Raw genomic sequence first — 21,587 nt, forward strand, 5'->3', positions numbered from 1 at the left:
CGGGGGTCCGCGCCCGTGGTCGCGCCCTCATCTCCGGCGGCGGTCAGGTGGCCGGGGGCAGCGCGAGGACCAGCCGTACGCCGGGCCGCAGCGGCTCGGCGCGCACCGACCCGGCGTGCGCCTCGGCGATCTGGCGGACGATGGCCAGGCCGAGCCCAGAACCCGGCAGGGAACGGGCCGACTCGGCGCGGTAGAACCGGTCGAACACGAACGGCAGGTCGTGGGCCGCGATGCCGGGGCCCTGGTCGGCCACCGACAACGAGCCCGCCGCGTCCACCCGTACCAGCACCACGCCACCGGGCGGGCTCCACTTGATCGCGTTGTCCACCAGGTTGGCGACCGCCCGTTCGATCGCGTCGGCGTCGGCCGTCACCAGGCACTCGGCCAGCTCGCCGCGCAGCCGTACGTGCGGGGCGCGGGCCGTGGCCCTGGCCAGCACGCGCCCGGCCACCAGGTCGAGCCGCACGTCCTCCAGGTGCAGCTCGACGTCGCCGTGCCTGGCCAGCTCGACTAGGTCGTTGACCAGCGCCCGCAGCTCCTCGGCCTGGACGCGGGCCTCGTGCACCAGGGCCGGGGCCTGCGGGTCGGCCGTGCCGCGCCCCTCCTCCAGCAGCTCCAGGTTCGTGGTGAGGCTGGTCAGCGGCGTGCGCAGCTCGTGCGAGGCGTCGGCGACCAGGCGCCGCTGGGCCAGCACCGACTCGCGCAGCGCGTGCGTCATCGTGGTGAACGAGCCGGCCAGGCGGGCCACCTCGTCCCGTCCGGCGCCCATGCCGTCCAGCCCGTCGGCGGTGAGGGTGCCGGTGGCGGTGACCCGCTCCACCACGGCCGTCAGCCGGGCGACGGGCCGCAACGCCCGGCCGGCGAGGAAACGCGCGCCGGCCGCCGCGACCAGCGCGCCGCCCAGGGTCAGCGCGGCCAGCAGCAGCTTCAGCGCGTTCAGGGTCTGCTCGTCGCGGTTCAGCGGGAACGCCGTGCGCACCAGGATGCCCTTGCCCAGGTTGAGCGGGGCGGTGTAGAGCCGGTAGCGCACGCCGTCGTAGGCGACGTCCCGGAAGTAGGGGGGCAGCTTGCCGTACGCGACCGCCTGGTCCTGCTCGGCCAGCGGCACGAACCCGTCGGTCGGGCCGGACAGCAGCGGGTCGGGGCAGAACTGCAGCAGCGTGTTGCCCACCGGAAGGGGCGTGGCCGGCAGCGGCGAGTCGGCGGCCTTCACCGACTCCAGCAGCCGCGGCGCCTGCCCGGCCGCCAGCACCAGCTCCCCGTCGTGCTGGCCGGCCAGCCCCGCCGCGGCCGCCGGGTAAACCACCAGTGATACCGCCAGCAGCGCGGCGGCCACCACGGCGGCGACCGTCAGCGCGACCCTGGTACGCAGCCTCACGGCTCCTCCCGCAGCACGTACCCCAGGCCGCGGACGGTCTGGATCAGCCGCGGCTCTCCCCCGGCCTCCAGCTTGGCCCGCAGGTAGCTGATGTAGACCCACAACGCGTTCGAGGACGGCCCGAAGTCGTACCCCCAGACCGAGTCGAAGATGACCTCGCGGCTGAGCACCCGGCCCGGGTTGCGCAGGAACACCTTCAGCAGGGTGTACTCCGTCCTGGTCAGGTCGAGCGGCCGGCCGCCCCGGGTGGCCCGGCAGGCGGCCGGGTCCAGCTCCAGGTCGGCGTGGCGGAGCAGCCCCTGCGCGGGCGCGCTGCGGCGCAGCAGCGCGCGCAGCCTGGCCCGCAGCTCCTCCAGCGCGAACGGCTTGACCAGGTAGTCGTCGGCGCCCGCGTCCAGGCCCGCGACCCGGTCGCCGACCAGGTCGCGGGCGGTGAGCATCAGGATCGGGGTGCGGTCGCCCGCGGCCCGCAGGCGACGGCACACCTCCAGGCCGTCCAGGCCGGGCATCATGATGTCCAGCACCACCGCGTCCTGACGTCCGCCGCCGGCCGCCTCCAGGGCGCGCAGGCCGTCGGCGGCGACGCTGACGTCGTAGCCCTCGCGGGTGAGCGCGTGGGTCAGGGAGCGGCGGACCGCCTCGTCGTCGTCGGCAACAAGGACGTGCATGGTGCCACTCTCCCCTCCGCACCCCCGGCTGAGGAAGATCGGTGCCGGTCCCTATGCGGGCTCGGCACCGGCCAGCGCGCGCTTGACGTTCCGCAGCGCCCGCTCCAGCCGGTCCGGCGTGACGCCGAGGTGCTCGGCCACCGTGCCGAACCCGGCCGAGCCCGGGTCCACGCGGCCCTTCTTCGTCAGCGCGTCCAGTTCCTTGACGGCTCGCAGGGCGCGGTCGTACCCGATGCCCAGCTCGGCCGCGAGCGCCTTGGCGAACGCCTCCTGGGAGACGCCGTGATCCTTGTCGCCGGGCTTGCCAGGCTTGTCGAACCTGTCGGGCCCGCAGCCGGGCCTGCCGTCGCGCGGCTTCCCGCCGCCGGGGCCCTTCCGCACGTCGGGCCGCACGCCGGACTGCACGTCGGCGCTCTTCTCGCCCGTGTGGTCCTTGGCCACGTCGGCGGGCGAGCAGGTCGACGAGACCCGGGCACACGGGCCGGCCGCCGTGGCCGGCACCGCCCCGGCGGCGGCCAGCGTCAGGGCCGCCGCCGTCCCGAGGGCCAGCGCGGTCTTTCGTGGGTACATGTCGGTGCCCTTCTGGCGGCCGGTCCCCAGTGGCCCGGCCCGCTGCGGCCACTCAACCGCGGCCACCTTCACCCCACCGTCGGGGAACCTTAGAAACGCCACAGAAGCGCGCCGCCTCATCCCGCGCGCCGGACCTCCGCCCTCCTGAAAGGGTCCCGGCGGCGGGGCATTGTGGCGGGCGCCCGGGGAAGAGACCCATCCGCCCAGCGGAAGGGAAGGCGAGGACCCGTGAGACTTCTGGTGATCTGCAACCGGCAGGCCGGCGGCGTCGGCGACGACAGCACGCGGGAGGTGCTGCGGCTGCTGCGGGCGGAGGCCGACGTGCGGGTCTGCGACGGCGGCGCGCAGGAGGCCGCGCGGTCGCACGACGACCGGGTCCCGGTGGTGCTGGGCGGCGACGGGAGCGTGCACGCGCTGGTCGCCGCGCTGCTGGAGCACGGCCGTCTGGACGCCGGCCCGGTCGGGCTGATCCCCATGGGCACCGGCAACGACCTGGCCCGCACGCTGGGCATCCCGCTCGACCCGGCCGAGGCGGCCCGCGTCGTGCTGGCTGGGCACGAGCGGCCCGTGGACCTGCTGATCGACGACGACGGCGGCATCGTGGTCAACGCCGCGCATCTCGGCGTGGGCGCGCACGCCGCCGAGCGGGCCGCGCCGCTGAAGCCGCTGCTCAGCCGGGCCGCGTACGCGGTGGGCGCGGTGCTGGCGGGCGCGGGGACGAGCGGATGGCGGCTGCGGATCAGGGTGGACGGCGCCCAGGTGTGCACCGGCCGCCGCCGGGTGCTCATGGCCGGCGTCGGGAACGGCGCCACGATCGGCGGCGGCACGCCGCTGGCCCCGGCGGCCCGGCCCGACGACGGGCTGGCCGAGGTGGTGGTGTCCTACGCCACGGGACCGCTGGCCCGGCTGGCCTTCGCCACCGGGCTGCGCCGCGGCCGGCACCCCGCCCGCCCCGACGTGCAGACCTTCCGGGGCAGGCGGATCACCGTCGCGGGCGGGCCCGTCCCGGCCAGCGTGGACGGCGAGCTGGAGCAGGTGGCGGAGCGGCGCACCTGGATCGTGCGGCCGGCCGCCTGGCGGGTCCTGGCGCCGCCCGCGTCCTGACCGGGCCAGTGCTCGGGCCAGTGCTCGGGTCAGTGCTCGGGGTGCAGAGATTGGCCGAGGTACATGGCGGTGAGCATGGTGAACAGGTACGCCTGCAGGAACATCACGAAGATCTCGAACGCGGTCAGCACGCACGTCATGAACACCCCCAGCACGCCCACCGCCACGCCGCCCACGGTCGGCCGCTCCACCAGGAACCAGTAGCCGACCGCGCTGAAGAAGGCCAGCAGCGTGTGCCCGGCGAACATGTTCGCGAACAGCCGCACGGCATGGGTGAACGGCGCGGTGACGAAGATGTAGAACAGCTCCAGCGGCGCGTACAGGGTGATCGCCAGGGCCTTGGGCAGGCCCTCCGGGAACATCGCGTTCCTGAGGTAGCCGGCCAGGCCCTGGTGCCTGAAGCCGAGGTAGAGCTTGAGCAGGTAGACCACCCCGGCCAGCACCCAGGGGAAGGCGACGTGGGCGGTGACCGGGAACTGGAGCAGCGGGATCACGCCCATCACGTTCCAGAGCAGGGTCAGCAGGAAGAGCGTGAGCAGCAGGGGCATCCAGCGGTCGGCGTCCGCGCCCAGCGACGGGCGGGCGATCTGGTCGCGGACGAACAGGTAGGCGTACTCGCCCGCGTTCTGCAGGCCGCGCGGCACCAGCCTGGGCCGGGAGAAGGCGCCCCAGGCCAGCGCGCACACCACGAGCACGCCGGCGACGGCCAGCAGCACCGGCTTGGTGAGCCAGAGCGGCGCGCCGTCCCACAGCGCGGGGTAGTCGAACAACTCCGGTCCGGGCGGGCGGAAGTCGTCGGAGGGCATGGCGAAGCTCCTCTTGAGAATTGAGGGGTTGAGGGGTCGAGGGGTGGCCGGGGGTTCAGAGCCAGCCGCGGGACTCGGCCACGCGGACGGCCTCGGCGCGGTTGCGCGCCCCGGTCTTGGTGATCGCCGAGGACAGGTAGTTGCGTACGGTGCCCTCGGTCAGGAACAGGGTGCGGGCGATGTCGGCCACGGTCGCGCCGCCGGAGGCGGTCCGCAGCACCTCGGCCTCGCGCTGGGTGAGCGGGCTCGGTCCGACGGTCAGGGCGGACACCGCCAGCTTGGGGTCGATCACCGTCTCGCCGGCCATCACCCGGCGCACGGCCGCGGTCAGCTCGGCCACCGGCGCGTCCTTGACCACGAACCCGGACACGCCCGCGTCGAGGGCACGGCTGAGGTAGCCGGGCCGGCCGAACGTGGTGACGATGACCACCCGGTGGCCGCGCAGGCGTTCGGCGACCTCCAGGCCGGACATGCCGGGCATCTCGATGTCGAGCAGGACCACGTCGGGGCGGTGCTCGGCCACCGCGGGCTCGACCAGGTCGCCCCGGCCGACCTCGGCCACCACCTCGATGCCGTCCTCCAGGGCGAGCAGCGCGGCCAGGCCGCCGCGGACGAGGTCCTGGTCGTCGGCGATGAGGACGCGGATCACGGCAGCTCCAGGGGCACTCGGGCGTGCAGCCGGTAGCCGCCGCCGGGCAGCGGACCGGCCTCCAGACGGCCGCCGGCGGCCGCGATCCGCTCAGCCAGCCCGGTCAGCCCATTGCCCCCGACGCCCGCAGCCACCGCTCCCCCGGCCCCTTCGGCTCCCGGGTCGGTGGCGTCGTCGGCGCCCGCCTTGCGCCCGTGCGCCTCGGTGCCGGGGCCGTCGTCGCGGATCTCGACGGTGGCGGTGTGGTCGTCGACGGCGAGGTCGATGCGGCAGTGGCGGGCGCGGCTGTGGCGCACGACGTTCGTGGCGGCCTCCCGTACGGTCCAGGCCAGCAGCGTCTCGGCGGCGGCCGGGACGGGCCCGCCGGCGGGCGAGACCGCCAGCCGGATCCCGGCCAGGTCCAGGCTGTGGGCCGCCGTGCGCAGCTCGCCCGACAGGGAGGGCGCGCGGTAGCCGGCGACGGCGTGGCGCACCTCGTCGAGCGCCTGGCGGGCGGCGCGTTCCACGTCGGCCATCTCGCGGGCGGCCCGTTCGGGGTCGGTACGGGCCAGCCGGGCGGCGAGCTGGCTCCTGATGGTGATCGAGGTGAGCGTGTGGCCGAGCGTGTCGTGCAGGTCGCGGGCGAAGCGCAGGCGTTCGTTGTCCACGGCGAGCCGGGCGACGTGGGCGCGGGCGGCGTCGAGCCGGGCGACCATCTCGCCCAGGTGTTTCAGGCTCGCCACCGTCACCGCCTCGACCAGGATCGCCAGCGGCACCCACCAGACCTGCCCGAACGGACGCCCGTACGCCACCAGCGCGGCCACCACCACGACCGTCGTCACCGCCACCGACCCCACGAAGGCGGCCCGCGGCAGGCAGGCCGACAGGGCGCTGACCACGAACACGAACGCGACGTACGCCCACGGCGCCCGCAGCACCGGCAGCAGCGCCAGCGCGGCGGCCACCAGCCCCACCGGCGTCCAGGTCAGCGCCGCCGCGCCCAGGGCGCTGAGCGCCCGCCACATGATCCGCAGCCAGCACGCGGCGAACACCGCGACCGCCGCGACCACCCCCACCACCGCGAGCACGCCGGGACGCGTGGAGAGGAACGACCACAGCGGCCACCCCACCAGCAGCAGCCACACGCACGCCCCGGCGCGCGCCGCCGTCCGGCCCCGGCTGAACTCCACCTCCCGCACCGCCGCGTCACCCGTCACAGGGCCCGACGGTAACGCCCGGCGGCCGGCGGGGGCCGCCGGGGGTCGCCGTCCTTGAGTTTCAGCATGGGACCAGCCTGCTGGGAGTGGTGGCGCCGGGTGTAGTGCCAGCCGTCAGAGACGCCTCCATGACAAACGTCATGGCTGGATCCGGTCGGAAGCGGCGCGTCGGGGGTGCGGGGTTGGTGCTGTTCGGGTGGATGTGCGGTTCGTCAGCACGAGCACGCCGGCGGTGACGAGGCCCGCGGCGTGCAGGCACAACGCCGGGACGATGCCGACGACCTCCCCCAGCACCCCGGCCGTCGCCATGCCGAGCAGCGAGGTGACGGCCTGGGCACTCGCGAGCAGGCCGATGACGCCGCCCCGGCGCTCGTCGGTGGTGGCCGTCTGGGCCAGCGTCGCGAACCCGGCCATCGCCGCCGCCGCGGGGAGCCCGGCCAGCGCGATCAGCACGAGGGCCGGCCACAACGCGTCGAGGGCGAGGGGGTAGGCGAACAACGCCAGGTCGAGCAGGCCGAACGCGACCGTGCCCCAGCCAAGCAGCGCCCGTGGCGCGGGGTCGCGCCGGTGCAGGGCCACGGCCAGCGCGCCGGCCAGCCCGCCGACCGCCTGCACCGACAGGAACAGCCCGTACGCGTCGCCCTGGCCGCCCAGCACGTCGGCCACGAAAGGGGCGGCGAGCGTGGCGAAGATGCCTTCGCCCAGCCCCGTGATCACCATGTACGCGGCCAGCAGCCGGATGCCGGGGTTCCCCATGGCCAGCCGCAGCCCGGAGGCCCACTGGGCGCGGACGGACGGCGCCCGCGCCACGACCGGCGACCTGGCCGGGACGCGCAGGGTCGCCTGCAGGACCGCGGAGATCACGAAGCTGGCCACGTCGAGCAGGACGATCGCGGGCAGCCCGCCCGCCGTGACGGCGACGCCGCCCAGCATCGCCCCCAGCAGCCGGGCGAGCTGGCCGCTCTGGCCGTGCAGGGCGTTGGCCCGGACCAGCCCGGACGCGGGCACGAGCTGCGGGACGAGCGCCCGCTGCGCCGGGGCGAGCAGGGTGCCGAGCACGCCGGTCCACAGGGCGACCGCGTAGACGATCCAGACCTGGGCGGGGCCGCGTACCGCCAGCAGGGGCAGCAACCCGAGCCCGAGCAGCACGTCGGTGACGACCAGCACCCGGCGGCGGTCCCAGCGGTCGGCCAGCACCCCGGCCACGGACCCGAGCAGGACGTCGGGCAGCCGGGAGACCAGCAGCATGATCGCGGTGGACAGGGTGGAGCCGGTCAGGCGGTAGACGTGGAAGGCCAGCCCGGTGCTGATCACCCAGTCGCCCGTCTGGGACACGACGGACGCGGCCAGCAACCGCCCGAACCCCCGCCCGCCGCCGGGCGACACCCACCCGCCTCCCCCCCGCGCCGGCCACCGCCGCGCACCGGACCGCCGCGTCGGCCACCACCGCACCCCGGTCGCCCGGCGAGCCACACCCGCCCGGTCCGGCGGCTTCTCGGCCGTGCGCCCGCCGGCCCGGCCGGTCTCCCCGGCCGGGGTGCGTGGCTCAGTCACCGGAGGCCGTCGGGGCGAGCGGGATCACCATCTGCGTCACCAGCACGGGCCGGGCCCCTTCGGGACGGGCCGCCGCGTCGTCCACGCGGGCCATCAGCGGCCGCAGCAGGTCGGCGACGGCCTCGCCGAGCGCCGTGATCTCCTGCGGGGTGACGTAGAGGTAGGTGTTGCCGATGCCGCCGACGCCCCGCCAGGGCTCCTCCTCGCCCCGCCGCGCCTCCTGCCACTCCACCAGCCGCGACAACGCCCGCTCGGCCAGCACCTGCTCCAGCAGGCTGCGGGCGGCCGACCGCTCGGACCCGGTCACGTCGTCATCCCACACCTGGACGCTCGCGGTCACCTTCCACGGCCGCTCCCGCTCGTCGCGCGCCTCGGCCTGCTCAACCAGGCCGTACTTGGCCAGCTGCCGCAGGTGGTAGGAGGCCAGCGCCTGGCTGATCCCGACCTCGCGGGCGGCGTCGGCGGCGGTGGTCGCCCCCGACCGCAACAGCAGCTCGTGCAACGCCAGCCGGACCGGATGGGCGAACGCCCGCATCGCGGCCGGATCGTCGAGCACCAGCCGCCGCCCCGAGGATTCCAAAGACATGCTTGGAATGTTCCGCCACCGGCACCCGCGATGTCAAGGATTCCTTTGGAATAGCGCCGTCGGTTACCTCCGAGGTAATCGACGGCGTTCGGGCGGGGCCGGAAGACTGGGGGCATGGAGAGGGACACGCGGGGCATCGTGCAGGAGTTGTTGCGGCGGATCGGCGAGGGCGATCCCGAGCGGATAGCGGAGCTGTTCGCCGAGCCGATCGACTGGCAGCTCAGCTGGCCCGCCGAGGGGCATCCGGCGGTGCCGTGGATCCGGCCCCGGTCGGGGCGGGCCGAGGTGGCCGAGCACTACCGGTCGCTGGGGGCGCATCACGTGCCGGAGCTGAACGGCACCACGGTGCGGCAGATCCTGGTCGACGGGGCGGACGCCGTGGTGCTGGGGCAGATCGTGCAGACCGTGCGCGCGACCGGCGTCTCCTACGCCACGCCGTTCGCGCTGCACCTGACCGTCGAGGACGGGCTGATCACGCGCAGCCACATCTACGAGGACAGCCTGACGGTCGCGGAGGCCCTGAGCGCCAAGGGGTGAGCTCCCGGGGAAGGCCGGTGGCGGGCGCGGCGTGCCCCTCGCCGCCCCGGGAAGGCCGGTGGCGGGCATGGACGACGGCGGGACCCTCGCCGTCCCCGATGATCCGGATTCGGCAATGCCCGCCACCGTTTTGCCCCTCGGCCGGCGCACGGATCACGGCGCCCGGCCCGGCGCGGGTTACGGTGATCGCCACAGTCCGTACGGCCGGAGGGATGGGATGGACGGCCGCGCCCCGCTCCCCCTGCGCGTCAACGGCCGGCCGCACGAGCCGCCGGCCGACCCGCGCGTGTCCCTGCTCGACTTCCTGCGCGACCACCTCCGGCTGACCGGCACGAAGAAGGGCTGCGACCAGGGGGCCTGCGGCACCTGCACCGTCCTGGCCGACGGAATGCGGGTCTACGCGTGCCTGCTGCTGGCCGTCCAGTGCGAGGGGATGGAGATCGTCACCGTCGAGGGCCTGGCGGACGACGAAATGGGGGTGCGGGTGCAGGAGGCGTTCGTCCGGCACGACGCCCTGCAGTGCGGATACTGCACGCCCGGCCAGGTCTGCTCGGTCGCCGGCCTGCTGGCCGAGCTGCGGGACGGCGTGCCCAGCGCCGCGACGCCCGACCTGACCGTTCCTCCGCGCGAGCTGACCGACGCCGAGCTCGGCGAGCGCATGGCGGGCAACCTGTGCCGGTGCGGGACGTACCACCACATCGCCGCCGCCGTCCGGGAGGTCGCCGCGACGTGAGGGAGTTCGCCTACCTGCGGGCGGCCGGCGTGGCGGAGGCCGTCGCGATGATGGCCGCGATGATGGCCGCGACGCCGCCGGACGGCGGCCCGGCCCGCTACCTGGCCGGCGGGACGAACCTCGTCGACCTCATGCGGGAGGAGGTCGAGCGGCCGGGCCGGATCGTGGACATCTCGCGCCTGCCGCTGTCGGCCGTCGAGGACCTGCCCGGCGGCGGGCTGCGGCTCGGCGCGCTGGCCGGCAACACCAAGGTCGCGGCCGACCTCCGGGTGCGGCGGCGCTATCCGGTGCTCGCCCGCGCCATCCTGGCGGGCGCCTCGCCGCAGCTGCGCAACCGCGCGACCGTGGGCGGCAACCTGCTGCAGCGTACGCGCTGCCGCTACTTCTACGACACCGCCGCCGCCTGCAACAAGCGCGCGCCCGGCGCGGGGTGCGACGCGCTGGACGGCTTCAACCGCGCGCACGCCGTCCTGGGGGCGAGCCCGAGCTGCGTCGCCGTCCACCCCTCGGACATGTGCGTGGCCCTGGCCGCCCTCGACGCGACCGTCAACCTGACGGGGCCCAAGGGGACGCGGAGCGTGCCGTTCACCGGGTTCCACGTCCTGCCCGGCCTTACGCCGCAGGTGGAGACCGTGCTGCGGGACGGCGAACTGGTCACGAGCGTGGACCTGCCGCCCGCTCCGCCGGGACGCGGGGCGTACGCGAAGGTCAGGGACCGGGCCGGGTTCGCGTTCGCGCTGGTGAGCACGGCCGTGCTGCTGCACGTCGAGGACGGCAGGATCGTGTTCGCGCGGGTCGCGCTCGGCGGGGTGGCGCACAAGCCGTGGCGCGCCCACGCCGCCGAGGACCTGCTGACCGGCGCCGTCCCGGACGCGTCCGCCTTCGCGCGGGCCGCCGGCGTGGCGCTGGCCGAGGCCCGCCCGCTGCGGCACAACGCCTTCAAGCCGGTGCTGGCCGCACGACTGCTCCGCCACACACTCACCGAACTCGCGCACCCGTCGTAGAGCCGCACACTCACCGAACCCGCGCACCCGTCGGGGAGCCGGGCGCCCACCGAACTCGCGCACCCGTCGGGGAGCCGGGCGCGCGCCGGGCGGCCGGGGCGAGTAGGTCTGGTAGCCATGACGCTGATGACGTTCTACCCGCCCGTCGAGCCCTACGAGACCGGCCTGCTCGACGTCGGCGACGGCCAGGAGATCTACTGGGAGACCTGCGGTGACCCCGCCGGCAAGCCGGTCGTCCTCCTCCACGGCGGCCCCGGCGGCGGGCTGCTGCCCGTGCAGCGCCGGTTCTTCGACCCCGGCGCCTACCGGATCGTCCTGTTCGACCAGCGCAACTGCGGGCGCAGCCGCCCGCACGCCGCCGACCCCGGGGTGTCGCTGGCCGCCAACACCACCTGGCACCTGGTCGCCGACATGGAGCTGCTCAGGCGGCGGCTCGGCATCGACCGCTGGCAGGTGTTCGGCGGTTCGTGGGGGGCGACCCTGGCCCTGGCGTACGCGCGCCGCCACCCGAGCCGGGTGACCGAGCTGGTGCTGCGCGGCGTCTACCTGGCGAGCGCGGCCGACGAGGCGTGGGCGTTCACCGCTTCAGGGGCGGCCCGGCTGTTCCCGGCGGAGTGGGCGGCCTTCCGCGACGCGATCCCGCAGGCCGAGCGGGACGACCTGCTCGGCGCCTACCACCGCCGCCTGTTCGACCCGGACCCGGAGGTGCACCTCCCGGCGGCGCGGGCGTGGGCGGCGTGGGAGCTGGCGGCCAACACGCTGCTGCCCGCGCCCGCCCCTCCGCTGACGGACCGGGAGGTGCTGGGCTTCGCCCGGATCGAGGCGCACTACTTCACCCGGCGCTGCTTCCTGCGGGAGGGCGAACTGCTCGACGTGGCGGCGATCCGGGACGTCCCCTGCGTCATCGTCAACGGCCGCTACGACATGAAGACGCCGCCCGACGCCGCGTGGGAGCTACACCGCGCCTGGCCGGAGGCCGAGCTGCGGATCGTCGAGGACGCCGGCCACGGCGGCGCCGAACCCGGCACGCTGCACGAGCTCGTCAGGGCCACCGACGGCTACCGTCCGAACGCCCGTGCACCACAGGATTCATGATCTACAATACGAACTTGTAGTGGTTTTGCAGGACTTGCTGGTCTTGCACACTTCTGCTCACCGTTGTTGACATGTCACCTCGTTCGCAGCCTGCCGCGGAGCAAGACGTGATCCGGATCGCCGTGATCGACGACCACGAGCTGATCCGCCATGGGCTGGAGTACCTCCTGCACCGGCACGAGGACCTGCAGGTGGTGCTGCGGGGCTCGTCCGTCGGGGACCTGCGCGGCTTCGACGCCGGTTACGACGTGCTGATCCTCGACCTCTACCTGGCCGAGGACCGGCCGTGCCTGGCCGCGGTCAAGGAGCTGTCGGCCGTCACGCGGGTCCTCATCGTGTCGGCGTCCGGACGGCCCGCCGACGTGCTGGCGGCGATCCGCTGCGGAGCCAACGGGTACGTCACCAAGGACGCCCCCTCCGAGCTCATCGTCGCCGCCGTGCGCACGGTGGCCGCGGGCGGCTTCTACCTGTCGGCGGGCCTGGCCGACATCCTGCAGAGCGAGCTGGACGACAACACCCGCCCGCCCGCCGGTGCCGACGGCTCCGAGGCGGGCGGGGACGGCGGCGGCGACGCCCGGCCCCGGCTGTCGGCCCGGGAGGAGGAGACCCTCTCCTACATCGCCCAGGGTTTCACCCACGCCCAGGTGGGCCGCCGGATGGGCGTCAGCAAGGCCACGGTCGACACCTACGTCGAGCGCATCAGGGCCAAGCTGCAGGTCGGCAACAAGGCCGAGCTCACCCGCGCGGCGCTCAACCGGCTCGAACGCCGCGACCGGCCGTGAGCCCCCCGCGTCCGCCGCGTCCGCCCGGGACGGCGGTCGCCGGCATGGAGCGCAGCCGGGCCCTCACCATGGTGGTCGTCCGGGTGGGCGCGCTGGTGTTGTGCGGGTCGCTGGAGGTGCTGGGCGACGGGCGGTGGCTGACGCTGGGGCCGCTGCCGTACCTGCTGGGGGCGATGGGCGCGGTCAGCCTGCTGGTGTGCGTGGTCACGGCGGCCCGCGCCGCGCTCGCGCCGCGCGCGCTGCTCTGCGTGGACCTCGCCCTGGTGACGGCGGCGGTGCTCGCCGCCGGTCACTACGCGGGCTCGCGGGTGACCGACGGCTGGCCCGGCACGATCCTGCCGTACGTGCTGCTCGTCGGCATCATGGCGGGCATCTCCTTCCGCACGTTCCCCGTCGTGCTGGCGTGGACGGCGGCGCTGGGCGGCGCGCTGGTCCTCGGCTACGTCCAGGCGGACCTGGCGTGGTGGGCCGGGCTGCCGCACGTCGCCGGGCTGACGACGAACGCCATGATGGCCGCGTACGTCATGCGCATCCTGTTCAGGACCGCCGGCGACCTGGACCGGGCCAGGGCCGAGGAGCTGCGCCGCTCGGCGCAGCTGTCGCAGGAGCGCGAGCGCGGCAGGACGGCCCGCGTGCTGCACGACCGGATCCTGCAGACCATGGAGGCGCTGACCCGCGACGGCTGGATCGCCGACGCCTCGGTCAGGGCGCGGGTGGCGGAGGAGTCGCAGTGGCTGCGCGCCTTCCTGCGCGGCGACGACGGCGATCCGGCCGAGGACGTCGTGGCCGCCCTGGAGGAGGTCGTGCGGCAGGCGGTCGGCAGCGGGCTGCGGGTGGAGTTCAACGCGGGCCGGCTGCGTTCGGCGCCAGAACGCGACGGCATGCCGGCCGAGGTCGTCGAGGCGCTGAGCGGCATCCTGCGCGAGGCGCTGACGAACGTGCGCAAGCACGCGGGCGTGCGGCACGCCGTGGTGCGGGCCGAATGCCGGTCCGGGACGCTGGCGCTGAGCGTGCTCGACCACGGCAGCGGCTTCGACCTGGACGCGCCCACGACCGGCCTCGGGATCGCCCGTTCCATCCGGGAGAGCGCCCGCGCGGTGGGCGGCAGCGCCGACGTCGAGGCCGCTCCCGGCGAGGGGACGCTGGTGTCGGTGCGCATCCCGCTCCCGTCGGGCGAATGACGTCCCGCCAACGCACCACAGTCCGCATGACAGATCCGGGCAGGCCGGCCGGTCCACAATCGTGCCGACGAACCTGATCTCTCCCTGGAGGTGGCGGCATGCGATCACACCGGACGGCGGTCGTGCTGGCGGTGGCGGCTCTGGCCCTGTTCCCGGTCACGGGGGCGCACGCGGACGACGGCCCCGCGACCGGCCGCCCGGCCGCCCGGACCTGCTCGGGCACCGCCTGCGACGGCAAGGACCCGGCGCTGACGGGCTGCACGACAGGGTCCTCCACCGTGGCCTCCAGGTGGGTCCGGGCGTTCGGCGGCTACCTCGAACTGCGGTACGGCCCCGGCAAGGGCGGCACCTGCCAGGTCAACTGGGCCAGGTTCACCAAGCAGGGGCAGGGCGCGGACTACAACGTGTGGGTGGAGCGCAGGCCGGGCGTGCGCGCGGCCGCGGGCGACGACAAGCGCCTGACCCAGTACTCCGGGGGCGACGAGGGCACCGGGGTCGTCTACTCCGGCCAGGTCTACGCGCCCGAGGTCCCGGCACGGGCCTGCGTCGAGCCGGCCCACGCCCGCCGCGCCGCGAGCTCCGCCGTCTGCACGGACGCCGTCTGACCCGGCCCGCGCGCCTCCCGCCGGTGGAGGGCGGGAAGCGTGCGGATCAGCCGAAACCGTTGGGGCACAGGAAGCTCTTGATCGAGCCGGGCGCGCTCGCCAGCAGCGCCGGCCGGTCCTCCTGGGAGCAGAAATTGCTGCCGATATCAGCGTCGAGGAACCGGGACGCGTTCCGCCGGGCGATCAGGTCGATGCCGCCGACACTCGGGGAGGAGAGCTCGGCGGCCACCCAGGAGCCGACGCATCGTTTGCGGGCCACCACGGCGTCCTGCGGCAGGCTGCCGCCGTTGAGCGCGGCGGCCTGGCGCAGGATCGAGCCCGCGGACGCGCACGGCAGCGTGCGGGGCCTGCTCGCGGTGGGCGTGTCCGCGGGCTTCTCCTCCGGCGTCTCCTCCGGCGTGCCGGTCTCGGACGGGGTGTCCTGCGGGGTGTGGGTCTCGCTCGGGGTCTCGCTCTCCTCGGAGGTGTCCGGCGGGTCCGGCTGCGCGGAGGTGGCGGGCGGGTCGGTGTAGGAGGAGGTCCGGTCGTCCGTGGCCGGCAGCGCCTCCGGCGTGCCGGCCGCGTTCAGCGCGAACGCCACGCCGGCCCCCACGACCGCCACGACCACGGCCACGGCGACCGCCACGGGCCACAACCGCGCCGCCCCACCCGGCGGCGGGACCGGCGCTTCGTACTCGCCCGCCGACGCCCCTCGCCCACCCGGCGAGGGCACCGGCCCGCCGGACGGATGCGGGCCACCGGGCGCGGGCGGCCCGCCGGACGAGGGCGGCGGGGTCAGGGGGAGCGTGCCCGGCGGCGGGGGCGGTGGCGTGAGGAGGAGTGTGCCGGACGGGGGCGGCGGCATGGGGATCGTGCCCGAGTGGAGCGCGGCGAGCAGTTCGCCCGCCCCGGGCCGCGCCGCCCTGGACTTGGCCAGCGCCCCGCGGACCAGCTCCCGCACCCCCTCGGGCACCTGCGACAGGTCGGGATCGACGCTCATGACCCGGTAGGCGAGCACGTCGGGCGCCCCCATGCCGAACGGCGGCCGCCCGGTCGCGGCGTAGACCATCAGCGCGCCCCAGGCGAAGACGTCGGCGGCGGCGTCGGCCTGGTCGCCCCGGTACTGCTCGGGGCTGATCCAGCCGGGCGAGCCGATGAGCGCGCCGGTGCCGGTCAGCCCGCTCTCGTCGAGGGCGCGGGCGATCCCGAAGTCCAGCACCTTCGCCCCGGACGCGGCCAGGATCACGTTGCCGGGCTTGAGGTCGCGGTGGACGATCCCGGCCCGGTGGATGTCGGTGAGCGCCTCGGCGATGTCCACCCCGAACGCGACCAGGTCGTCCGGCGGCAGCGGCCCGTGGTCGCGTACGTGCTCGGTCAGCGTGGGGCCGGGCACGAACTCGGTGGCCAGCCACGGCGGCGAGACGTCGGTGTCGGCGGACAGGACCGCCACCGTGCACCGCCCGCGCACCCGCGACAACACCTCGACCTCGCGCACGAACCGGTCGTGGAAGTGCGGGTCGGCGGCCAGCCCCGGATGGATGACCTTGACCGCGACCCGGCCGCCCTCGGGCGCGACCCCGGCGTAGACCACGCCCATGCCGCCGGCGCCCATGCGGCCCACGATCCGGTAGGGACCGATGCGCTCGCGTTCGTCCATCTCCAGGGGGCCGAAGCCGCCGGGGTCGCTCATCGTGCTCCCGATCGCCGGATCTTCGCAACAGCGACGATCTTATTGACCATCGGTGTGAAGCGCGCCCCCTCTCAGGCGGTCACCTCGTCGAGGAGCTCCAGGAGATGCCGGTAGGTCCGGCCGGTGGCGCGGGTCAGTCCCAGCTCGCAGGTGCGGTTGACCGAGGCGTGCGCGGCGCAGCCCGCCTCGGCCACGGAGGCGGCCTCGGCGCGGGTGGCCGAGGCGGTCAGCTCGGGGTGCAGCAGGCCGCGGTCGCCGGCGAAGCCGCAGCACTGCCATCCGTCCGGGATCACGACCTGCTCGGCGACCGCCTCGGCCAGGCGGGTGACGGCGGCGTCCAGGCCGAGCCGGGCGGAGGAGCAGGTCGGGTGGAGCGCCAGCGACGGCAGGCGGCGCGGCTGCGGCAGGCGGGGCAGGACGTGCTCGGCGGTGAAGGCGACCGCGTCGACCACCTGGAGGCCGGGCACCAGGTGGGCGTAACCCTCGGTGCAGGAGGCGGCGTCGCTCACCACGGGCAGCCGGCCGCCGTCGGTGGCCCGCGCGAGCACGTCCCGGACGCGCTCGCCCATGGCCTCGTGACCGCCGGCGAAGCCCTTGGACGACCACGGCGTGCCGCAGCACAGGCTCGCGATCCTCTCCGGGACGTGCAGCGTCAGCCCGGCGCGGGCGGCCAGGCGCTGGAAGGCGGTCATCACGCCGGGGCCGCCGTCGGCGGGGGCGAACAGCGTGTTCAGGCAGGACGGCAGGTAGACGGCGTCGGCGCCGTCCGCCGGGGACGGGCGGCGCCTGGTGCCGCCGCGCGGCAGGTCGCGGCTCCACCGCGGGACGTCGTCCGCCCCGGCCACGGCGCGGGCGGCGCGCGAGGCGGCCTCCGGGAGCGCGGGCGGGACGGCGGCGGCGGTGTCGAGGGCCAGGTTCATCGCGCGGGTGACGCCGTCCCAGTGGCGGGCGGCGCTCGTCCAGGCGCGCCGGGCGGCGCGGCCGTGGCGCTCGGCGCGCAGGCGTTTGGTCAGGTCGCCGGTGTTGATGAGGACGGGGCAGGCGGTGGCGCACATGCCGTCCACGGCGCAGGTGTCCACGGCGTCGTAGGCGTAGGCGTCCGCCAGCTCGCGGGCCAGGGCGTGGTCGCCGGCCGCCTGCGCCGCGGCCAGCTCGCGGCGCAGCACGATGCGCTGGCGCGGGGTGGTGGTCAGGTCGCGGCTGGGGCAGACGGGCTCGCAGTAGCCGCACTCGACGCAGCGGTCGACCTCGGGCTCGACGGTCACGACGGTCTTGAGGTCGCGCAGGTGGGCCTCGGGATCGTCGGTGAGGACGACGCCGGGGTTGAGCGTGCCGGCCGGGTCGCACAGGCGCTTGACCTCGCGCATCACCTCGTACAGCTCGTCGCCGTACTGGCGGCGCACGAACGGGGCCATGACGCGGCCGGTGCCGTGCTCGGCCTTCAGCGTGCCGCCCCTGGCCAGGACGGCCGCCACCATGTCCTCGGTGAACTCGGCGTAGCGGTCGAGGTCGGTGGCGAACCGCTCGTTGAGCATGAAGTGCAGGTTGCCGTCCTTGGCGTGGCCGAAGACGACGCTGCGCTCGTAGCGGTGCTCGGCGAACAGCCGGGTCAGGTCGTCGCACAGGTCGGCCAGCGCGGGCACGGGGACGGCGACGTCCTCCAGCAGGGCGGTCGTGCCGCTGGGGCGGGCGCCGGCGACGGTGGCGTACAGGCCCTTGCGGATGTGCCACAGCGCGGCCCGGCCGCCGGCCTCCCTGCTCAGCCGGGCGGGGGCGGCCAGGCGCAGCCCGGCGAAGACCCGCTCGGCGGTCCGCTCCCGCTCGGTGAGCAGCCCGGCGTCGGACTCCTGCCATTCGACCAGCAGCGCGGCGTGCTCGGCGACGGCCATCGCGCGCAGCGTCTCGTCGGCCTTGGGGTCGGTCTGGGCCACGCGCAGGGACTCGGCGTCCAGCAGCTCGACGGCGGCGGGCCCGGCGGCGACCAGCTCCGGCACCGTGGCCATCGCCTCCCGCAGCGTCGGGAAGACGAGCAGCCCGGTGGCGGCCAGGCGGTGGGCGGGGACGGTGCGGAAGACGGCCTCGGCGATGAAACCGAGGGTGCCCTCGCTGCCGATGACCAGGTGGGCGAGGATCTGCGCCGGGCTGTCGTGGTCGAGGAAGCTGTTCAGGCCGTAGCCCATGGTGTTCTTCAGCGAGAACTGGTCCCGGACGCGCCGCACCGAGCCGGGGTTGCCGCGGACGCGGTCGCGCAGCCGTTCCAGGCCGGCCGCGAGGTCGGGTTCCAGGGCGCGCAGCCGCTCGTCGGCGTCGGTGGCGCCGGTGTCGAGGACGGTGCCGCTCGGCAGCACCAGCGTCATCGACTCCAGCGTCCGGTAGGTGTTGGCGTGTGTGCCGCAGGTCATGCCGCTGGAGTTGTTGGCCACGACGCCGCCGATCGTGCAGGCCGACTCGCTGGCCGGGTCGGGGCCGAGCTTGCGCCCGTACGGGGCCAGGCGGGCGTTGACCTGCCGCAGCACCGCGCCGGGCTGGACCCGTACCCGGGCGCCGTCGTCGAGCACCTCGATCGAGCGGAAGTGCCGGCGGGTGTCCACGAGCAGGTGCTCGCTGACGCCCTGGCCGCTCAGGCTGGTGCCGCCGGAGCGGAAGGTCAGCGGCAGGCCGGTGCGCAGCAGCGCGGCGACCTGGCCGGCGCTCTCGGCCACCAGCACGGCCTGCGGGGTCAGCAGGTAGTGGGAGGCGTCGTGGGCCATGCCGAGCCGGTCGCTCGCGCGGGCGCGGGTGATCCCCGGGACGGCCGTCTCGACCGCCGCCAGGACGGCGGCGTCCGGCGCGTTGAGCCGTCGCGGTTCACGGTGGGTCATGCTCGTGCTCTCTTCCAGGTTCATTGCCGGGGATCGATGTGGATCTTGGGCCCCGGGCCGGCGCCGGGCGGTCGCCGTCCGGCCAGGACGCCGACCGCGGTGACGTCCTTGAGCACCAGCTCGCGGGTGTCGAGCGTGGACGGCGTGCCGGCCAGGCCGATGTAGACGACGCGGCGGCCGGGTTCGGCCAGGCCGAGGGCGAGCGCGGGCATCGCGGCGGCGTTCGTGGCGTCGATGACGGCGTGCCAGGGCAGGCCGGGCAGCGTCGCGCGGGTCCAGGCGTGCCGGAACCCGAGGCCCGCGGCCAGCCGCAGGTCGGGCTCGGCGCGGCCCATGAGGTGCACCTCGGCGCCGCCTGCGCGCGCGAACAGCGCGGCCAGCAGGCCGATCGTGCCCGTGCCCAGAACCAGCAACCGCTCCCCCGCCTCCAGCCCCGCCGCGCGGACGGCGCGTAAGGCGTTGCCACCGGGCTCGACCAGCGCGCCCGAGGTAGCGTCCACCGTATCGGGCAGCCGATGGAGTGCCGCGACCGGGACGGCGAGCCGCTCGGCCAGGGCTCCCGCGGCGCCCCGGCTGATGCCGAGCTCGGCCAGGTCGGGGCACACGTGGTGGCGGCCCTGGCGGCAGCGGTCGCAGCGCCCGCAGCCGAGCATGGTGTCGCCGACGACCCGCCGCCCCAGCCACGACGGGTCCACGCCCGCGCCCAGCTCCGCGACGCGCCCGCACCACTCGTGGCCGGGGCGCAGCGGGTAGCGGGAGCGGCCGGTGCGCAGGTAGCTCATCTCGCCGCTGAACAGCTCCATGTCGGTGCCGCACACGCCGGTGCGCTCGACGTCCACGACCACCTGGCCGGGCCCCGCCGCGGGGGGCTCGACCTCCCGGACCTCGGCCGCGCCCGGCCCGGTCAGGACGAGCGCCCGCACTACCGGGGCTCCACGACCCGCTGGCGCTGGCTGCCGAGCCCGTCGATGCCGAGCTCCATCACGTCGCCCGGCCGGAGCCAGATCTGCGGGTCGTGGCCCATGCCGACGCCGGGCGGGGTGCCGGTGTTGATCAGGTCGCCGGGCTCCAGCACCATGAACTGGCTCAGGTGGTGCACGATGACGTACGGGTCGAAGATCATCGTCTTGGTGCTGCCGGTCTGGCGGCGTACGCCGTTGACGTCCAGCCACATGCCCAGGTTCCGGACGTCGGCGAGCTCGTCGGGGGTGACCAGCCAGGGGCCGGCCGGGTTGAACGTCTCGGCTGACTTGCCCTTGCTCCACTGGCCGCCGCGTTCCATCTGGAAGGCGCGCTCGCTGACGTCGTTGACCACGCAGTAGCCGGCGATCGCGGCCGCGGCCTCCGCGGGCGAGTCCAGGTAGGAGGTGCGGCGGCCGATCACGATGCCGAGCTCCACCTCCCAGTCGGTCTTGGCGGCGCCGCGCGGGATGCGCACGTCGTCGTCCGGGCCGACCAGGGTGTTGGGCGACTTGGTGAACAGGATCGGCTCGGCGGGCACGGCCTGGCCGGTCTCGGCGGCGTGGTCGCTGTAGTTCAGGCCGATGCACAGGATCTGGTGCGGGCGGGCGATCGGCGCGCCGACGCGCTCGCCGGCGAACGCCTGCCGCGGGCCCGTGGCGACCCGCTCGGCGAGCAGGGCGGGGCCGCCCGCGGCGAAGAAGCGCTCGTCGAAGTCGGGGGTGAGGTCGGAGACGTCGACGTAGTGGTCGTCGTCCACGCGGACGACCGGCTTCTCGGCGCCGGGCGCGCCGATGCGCATGAGGTACAAGGGGATCTCTCCGGTTCTGGGCGGGTCAGGGAAGGTGGTGCCCGGCGACGACGGCGCGGATGGCCGGCACGTCCTCGACGAGCACGCTCAAGGGGGTGCGGTAGGCCAGGCCGCTGATGCTGACCGCGCCGCTCGGCACGGTGGGCGAGGTCAGGTACGCCGGGACCGCCACGCAGTTGACGCCCGGCTCGTTCTCCTGGTCGTCGGCCGCGTAGCCCTGCGCGCGGACGCGTACCAGCTCGGCGTGCAGCTCCTCGGCGGTGCCGACCGAGCGTCCGGTGGGCCGCTCCAGCCGTCGGTCGCCCACCCAGGCGCGCACCGCGGCCTCGTCCCGCAGCGTCCCGGCCAGCAGCATCTTGCCGACGGCGGTGCAGTGGGCCGGGTTGCGCCCGCCGACGACCGAGGTCAGCCGGACCGCGCCGGACGGCGGGTCGAGCTTGGACCGGTAGACCACGGACGTGCCCTCCAGCACCGCGTAGTGCACGGTCTCGCCGTAGCGGTCGCACAGCGCCTTGAGCATCGGGGTGACCCGGACGTGGTCGGGCCGGGCCTCGTGGTGGGCGAAGGCCATGCGCAGGAACTCGTCGCCGAGCACGTACCGGCCGTGGCCGTTCTGGACGGCGAGCCCGGCGCGGCGCAGCGCGGCCAGGGCGCGGTGGGCGGTCGGCTTCGGGCTGGACACGGCGCGGGCCATCTCCTCCAGGCCGATCCCGTCGGGGTGCCGGGCGAGCTCGGCCAGCACGGCCAGCACGCGGTCGGCCCCCACCAGCTTGGCGTCACCGTCGGACATGTTCCGAAGGTTAGACCACCGTTCCGGAAAACGGAAGTTTGCCCAGCG

General features: G+C 75.2%; 21 protein-coding genes. 8 read left to right on the forward strand and 13 right to left on the reverse strand.

The window, feature by feature from the left end:
• Positions 1–43: 43 nt before the first annotated feature.
• From ABZ459_RS38165 to ABZ459_RS38175, 3 genes are read right to left on the reverse strand one after another with little or no spacing between them, the layout of a single operon-like run.
• Positions 44–1,378, reverse strand: a complete 1,335-nt coding sequence (locus ABZ459_RS38165) for a HAMP domain-containing sensor histidine kinase (RefSeq protein WP_357981197.1) — start codon at positions 1,376–1,378, stop codon at positions 44–46.
• Positions 1,375–2,046: a response regulator transcription factor gene (locus ABZ459_RS38170; protein WP_357981200.1), complete on the reverse strand. Its 672-nt coding sequence runs from the start codon at positions 2,044–2,046 to the stop codon at positions 1,375–1,377. The genes ABZ459_RS38165 and ABZ459_RS38170 overlap by 4 nt, the downstream gene beginning before the upstream one ends.
• A 51-nt stretch (positions 2,047–2,097) precedes the next feature.
• On the reverse strand, positions 2,098–2,616 hold the full coding sequence (locus tag ABZ459_RS38175; protein WP_357981203.1) for a hypothetical protein: 519 nt from the start codon (positions 2,614–2,616) through the stop codon (positions 2,098–2,100).
• 228 nt (positions 2,617–2,844) lie between these two features.
• Between ABZ459_RS38175 and ABZ459_RS38180 the strand changes: the two genes are divergently transcribed.
• The gene (locus ABZ459_RS38180) at positions 2,845–3,720 is read left to right on the forward strand and encodes a diacylglycerol kinase family protein (RefSeq protein WP_357981206.1); all 876 of its coding nucleotides are present in this window, start codon (positions 2,845–2,847) and stop codon (positions 3,718–3,720) included.
• Between the two features lie 29 nt (positions 3,721–3,749).
• Here ABZ459_RS38180 and atpB read toward each other — a convergent pair whose 3' ends face one another.
• The 5 genes from atpB to ABZ459_RS38205 form a co-directional block, all read right to left on the reverse strand.
• Positions 3,750–4,526 carry a F0F1 ATP synthase subunit A gene (gene atpB, locus ABZ459_RS38185; RefSeq protein WP_357981209.1) on the reverse strand — a complete coding sequence of 259 codons (777 nt, stop codon included), beginning with the start codon at positions 4,524–4,526 and terminating at the stop codon, positions 3,750–3,752.
• A 55-nt stretch (positions 4,527–4,581) separates the two neighbouring features.
• Positions 4,582–5,175: a response regulator transcription factor gene (locus ABZ459_RS38190; RefSeq protein WP_352363766.1), complete on the reverse strand. Its 594-nt coding sequence runs from the start codon at positions 5,173–5,175 to the stop codon at positions 4,582–4,584.
• Positions 5,172–6,371 (reverse strand): sensor histidine kinase, encoded by a 1,200-nt coding sequence (locus tag ABZ459_RS38195; RefSeq protein WP_357981212.1) that lies wholly within the window; start codon positions 6,369–6,371, stop codon positions 5,172–5,174. The genes ABZ459_RS38190 and ABZ459_RS38195 overlap by 4 nt, the downstream gene beginning before the upstream one ends.
• A gap of 138 nt (positions 6,372–6,509) precedes the next feature.
• Positions 6,510–7,757 (reverse strand): MFS transporter, encoded by a 1,248-nt coding sequence (locus ABZ459_RS38200; protein WP_357981216.1) that lies wholly within the window; start codon positions 7,755–7,757, stop codon positions 6,510–6,512.
• A gap of 160 nt (positions 7,758–7,917) precedes the next feature.
• Complete coding sequence (locus ABZ459_RS38205) at positions 7,918–8,511, reverse strand: winged helix-turn-helix domain-containing protein (protein ID WP_357981219.1); 594 nt, start codon at positions 8,509–8,511, stop codon at positions 7,918–7,920.
• A gap of 114 nt (positions 8,512–8,625) precedes the next feature.
• Here ABZ459_RS38205 and ABZ459_RS38210 point away from each other — a divergent pair, with 114 nt between their 5' ends.
• The 7 genes from ABZ459_RS38210 (at position 8,626) to ABZ459_RS38240 (ending at position 14,448) form a co-directional block, all read left to right on the forward strand.
• Entirely contained in the window at positions 8,626–9,048 is a 423-nt protein-coding gene (locus ABZ459_RS38210; protein ID WP_357981222.1) for a nuclear transport factor 2 family protein, read from the forward strand.
• 217 nt (positions 9,049–9,265) lie between these two features.
• Positions 9,266–9,781 carry a 2Fe-2S iron-sulfur cluster-binding protein gene (locus ABZ459_RS38215; RefSeq protein WP_357981225.1) on the forward strand — a complete coding sequence of 172 codons (516 nt, stop codon included), beginning with the start codon at positions 9,266–9,268 and terminating at the stop codon, positions 9,779–9,781.
• Entirely contained in the window at positions 9,778–10,785 is a 1,008-nt protein-coding gene (locus ABZ459_RS38220) for a xanthine dehydrogenase family protein subunit M (protein WP_357981228.1), read from the forward strand. The genes ABZ459_RS38215 and ABZ459_RS38220 overlap by 4 nt, the downstream gene beginning before the upstream one ends.
• A 123-nt stretch (positions 10,786–10,908) precedes the next feature.
• Positions 10,909–11,880 (forward strand): prolyl aminopeptidase, encoded by a 972-nt coding sequence (gene pip, locus ABZ459_RS38225; protein ID WP_357981303.1) that lies wholly within the window; start codon positions 10,909–10,911, stop codon positions 11,878–11,880.
• Between the two features lie 107 nt (positions 11,881–11,987).
• Positions 11,988–12,662 (forward strand): response regulator transcription factor, encoded by a 675-nt coding sequence (locus tag ABZ459_RS38230; protein ID WP_357981231.1) that lies wholly within the window; start codon positions 11,988–11,990, stop codon positions 12,660–12,662.
• Positions 12,659–13,843: an ATP-binding protein gene (locus tag ABZ459_RS38235; RefSeq protein ID WP_357981234.1), complete on the forward strand. Its 1,185-nt coding sequence runs from the start codon at positions 12,659–12,661 to the stop codon at positions 13,841–13,843. Before ABZ459_RS38230 ends, ABZ459_RS38235 begins: the two co-directional genes overlap by 4 nt.
• A 98-nt stretch (positions 13,844–13,941) precedes the next feature.
• Positions 13,942–14,448: a DUF2690 domain-containing protein gene (locus tag ABZ459_RS38240; RefSeq protein WP_357981237.1), complete on the forward strand. Its 507-nt coding sequence runs from the start codon at positions 13,942–13,944 to the stop codon at positions 14,446–14,448.
• A gap of 46 nt (positions 14,449–14,494) precedes the next feature.
• On the opposite strand, the gene ABZ459_RS38245 is transcribed toward ABZ459_RS38240, so the two are convergent.
• From ABZ459_RS38245 to ABZ459_RS38265, 5 genes are all read right to left on the reverse strand, one after another.
• Entirely contained in the window at positions 14,495–16,117 is a 1,623-nt protein-coding gene (locus tag ABZ459_RS38245; RefSeq protein ID WP_357981240.1) for a protein kinase, read from the reverse strand.
• A gap of 71 nt (positions 16,118–16,188) precedes the next feature.
• The gene (locus ABZ459_RS38250) at positions 16,189–18,978 is read right to left on the reverse strand and encodes an FAD-binding and (Fe-S)-binding domain-containing protein (protein ID WP_357981243.1); all 2,790 of its coding nucleotides are present in this window, start codon (positions 18,976–18,978) and stop codon (positions 16,189–16,191) included.
• 20 nt (positions 18,979–18,998) lie between these two features.
• Positions 18,999–19,901 (reverse strand): alcohol dehydrogenase catalytic domain-containing protein, encoded by a 903-nt coding sequence (locus ABZ459_RS38255; RefSeq protein ID WP_357981246.1) that lies wholly within the window; start codon positions 19,899–19,901, stop codon positions 18,999–19,001.
• Positions 19,901–20,749 (reverse strand): fumarylacetoacetate hydrolase family protein, encoded by an 849-nt coding sequence (locus ABZ459_RS38260; protein ID WP_357981249.1) that lies wholly within the window; start codon positions 20,747–20,749, stop codon positions 19,901–19,903. The genes ABZ459_RS38255 and ABZ459_RS38260 overlap by 1 nt, the downstream gene beginning before the upstream one ends.
• 25 nt (positions 20,750–20,774) lie before the next feature.
• Positions 20,775–21,539, reverse strand: coding sequence for an IclR family transcriptional regulator (locus ABZ459_RS38265; protein WP_357981251.1), 765 nt, complete (start codon positions 21,537–21,539; stop codon positions 20,775–20,777).
• Between the last annotated feature and the right edge of the window lie 48 nt (positions 21,540–21,587).

The organism is Nonomuraea sp. NPDC005692 (assembly GCF_040631115.1).
Taxonomy (GTDB): Bacteria; Actinomycetota; Actinomycetes; order Streptosporangiales; family Streptosporangiaceae; genus Nonomuraea.

Coding starts and splice junctions, on each gene's coding strand:
- ABZ459_RS38170 (WP_357981200.1), bottom strand. CDS start 2,046: ATGCACGTCCTTGTTGCCGACGACGACGAGGCGGTCCGCCGCTCCCTG.
- ABZ459_RS38175 (WP_357981203.1), bottom strand. CDS start 2,616: ATGTACCCACGAAAGACCGCGCTGGCCCTCGGGACGGCGGCGGCCCTG.
- atpB (WP_357981209.1), bottom strand. CDS start 4,526: ATGCCCTCCGACGACTTCCGCCCGCCCGGACCGGAGTTGTTCGACTAC.
- ABZ459_RS38205 (WP_357981219.1), bottom strand. CDS start 8,511: ATGTCTTTGGAATCCTCGGGGCGGCGGCTGGTGCTCGACGATCCGGCC.
- ABZ459_RS38210 (WP_357981222.1), top strand. CDS start 8,626: ATGGAGAGGGACACGCGGGGCATCGTGCAGGAGTTGTTGCGGCGGATC.
- ABZ459_RS38215 (WP_357981225.1), top strand. CDS start 9,266: ATGGACGGCCGCGCCCCGCTCCCCCTGCGCGTCAACGGCCGGCCGCAC.
- ABZ459_RS38240 (WP_357981237.1), top strand. CDS start 13,942: ATGCGATCACACCGGACGGCGGTCGTGCTGGCGGTGGCGGCTCTGGCC.
- ABZ459_RS38245 (WP_357981240.1), bottom strand. CDS start 16,117: ATGAGCGACCCCGGCGGCTTCGGCCCCCTGGAGATGGACGAACGCGAG.
- ABZ459_RS38250 (WP_357981243.1), bottom strand. CDS start 18,978: ATGACCCACCGTGAACCGCGACGGCTCAACGCGCCGGACGCCGCCGTC.
- ABZ459_RS38265 (WP_357981251.1), bottom strand. CDS start 21,539: ATGTCCGACGGTGACGCCAAGCTGGTGGGGGCCGACCGCGTGCTGGCC.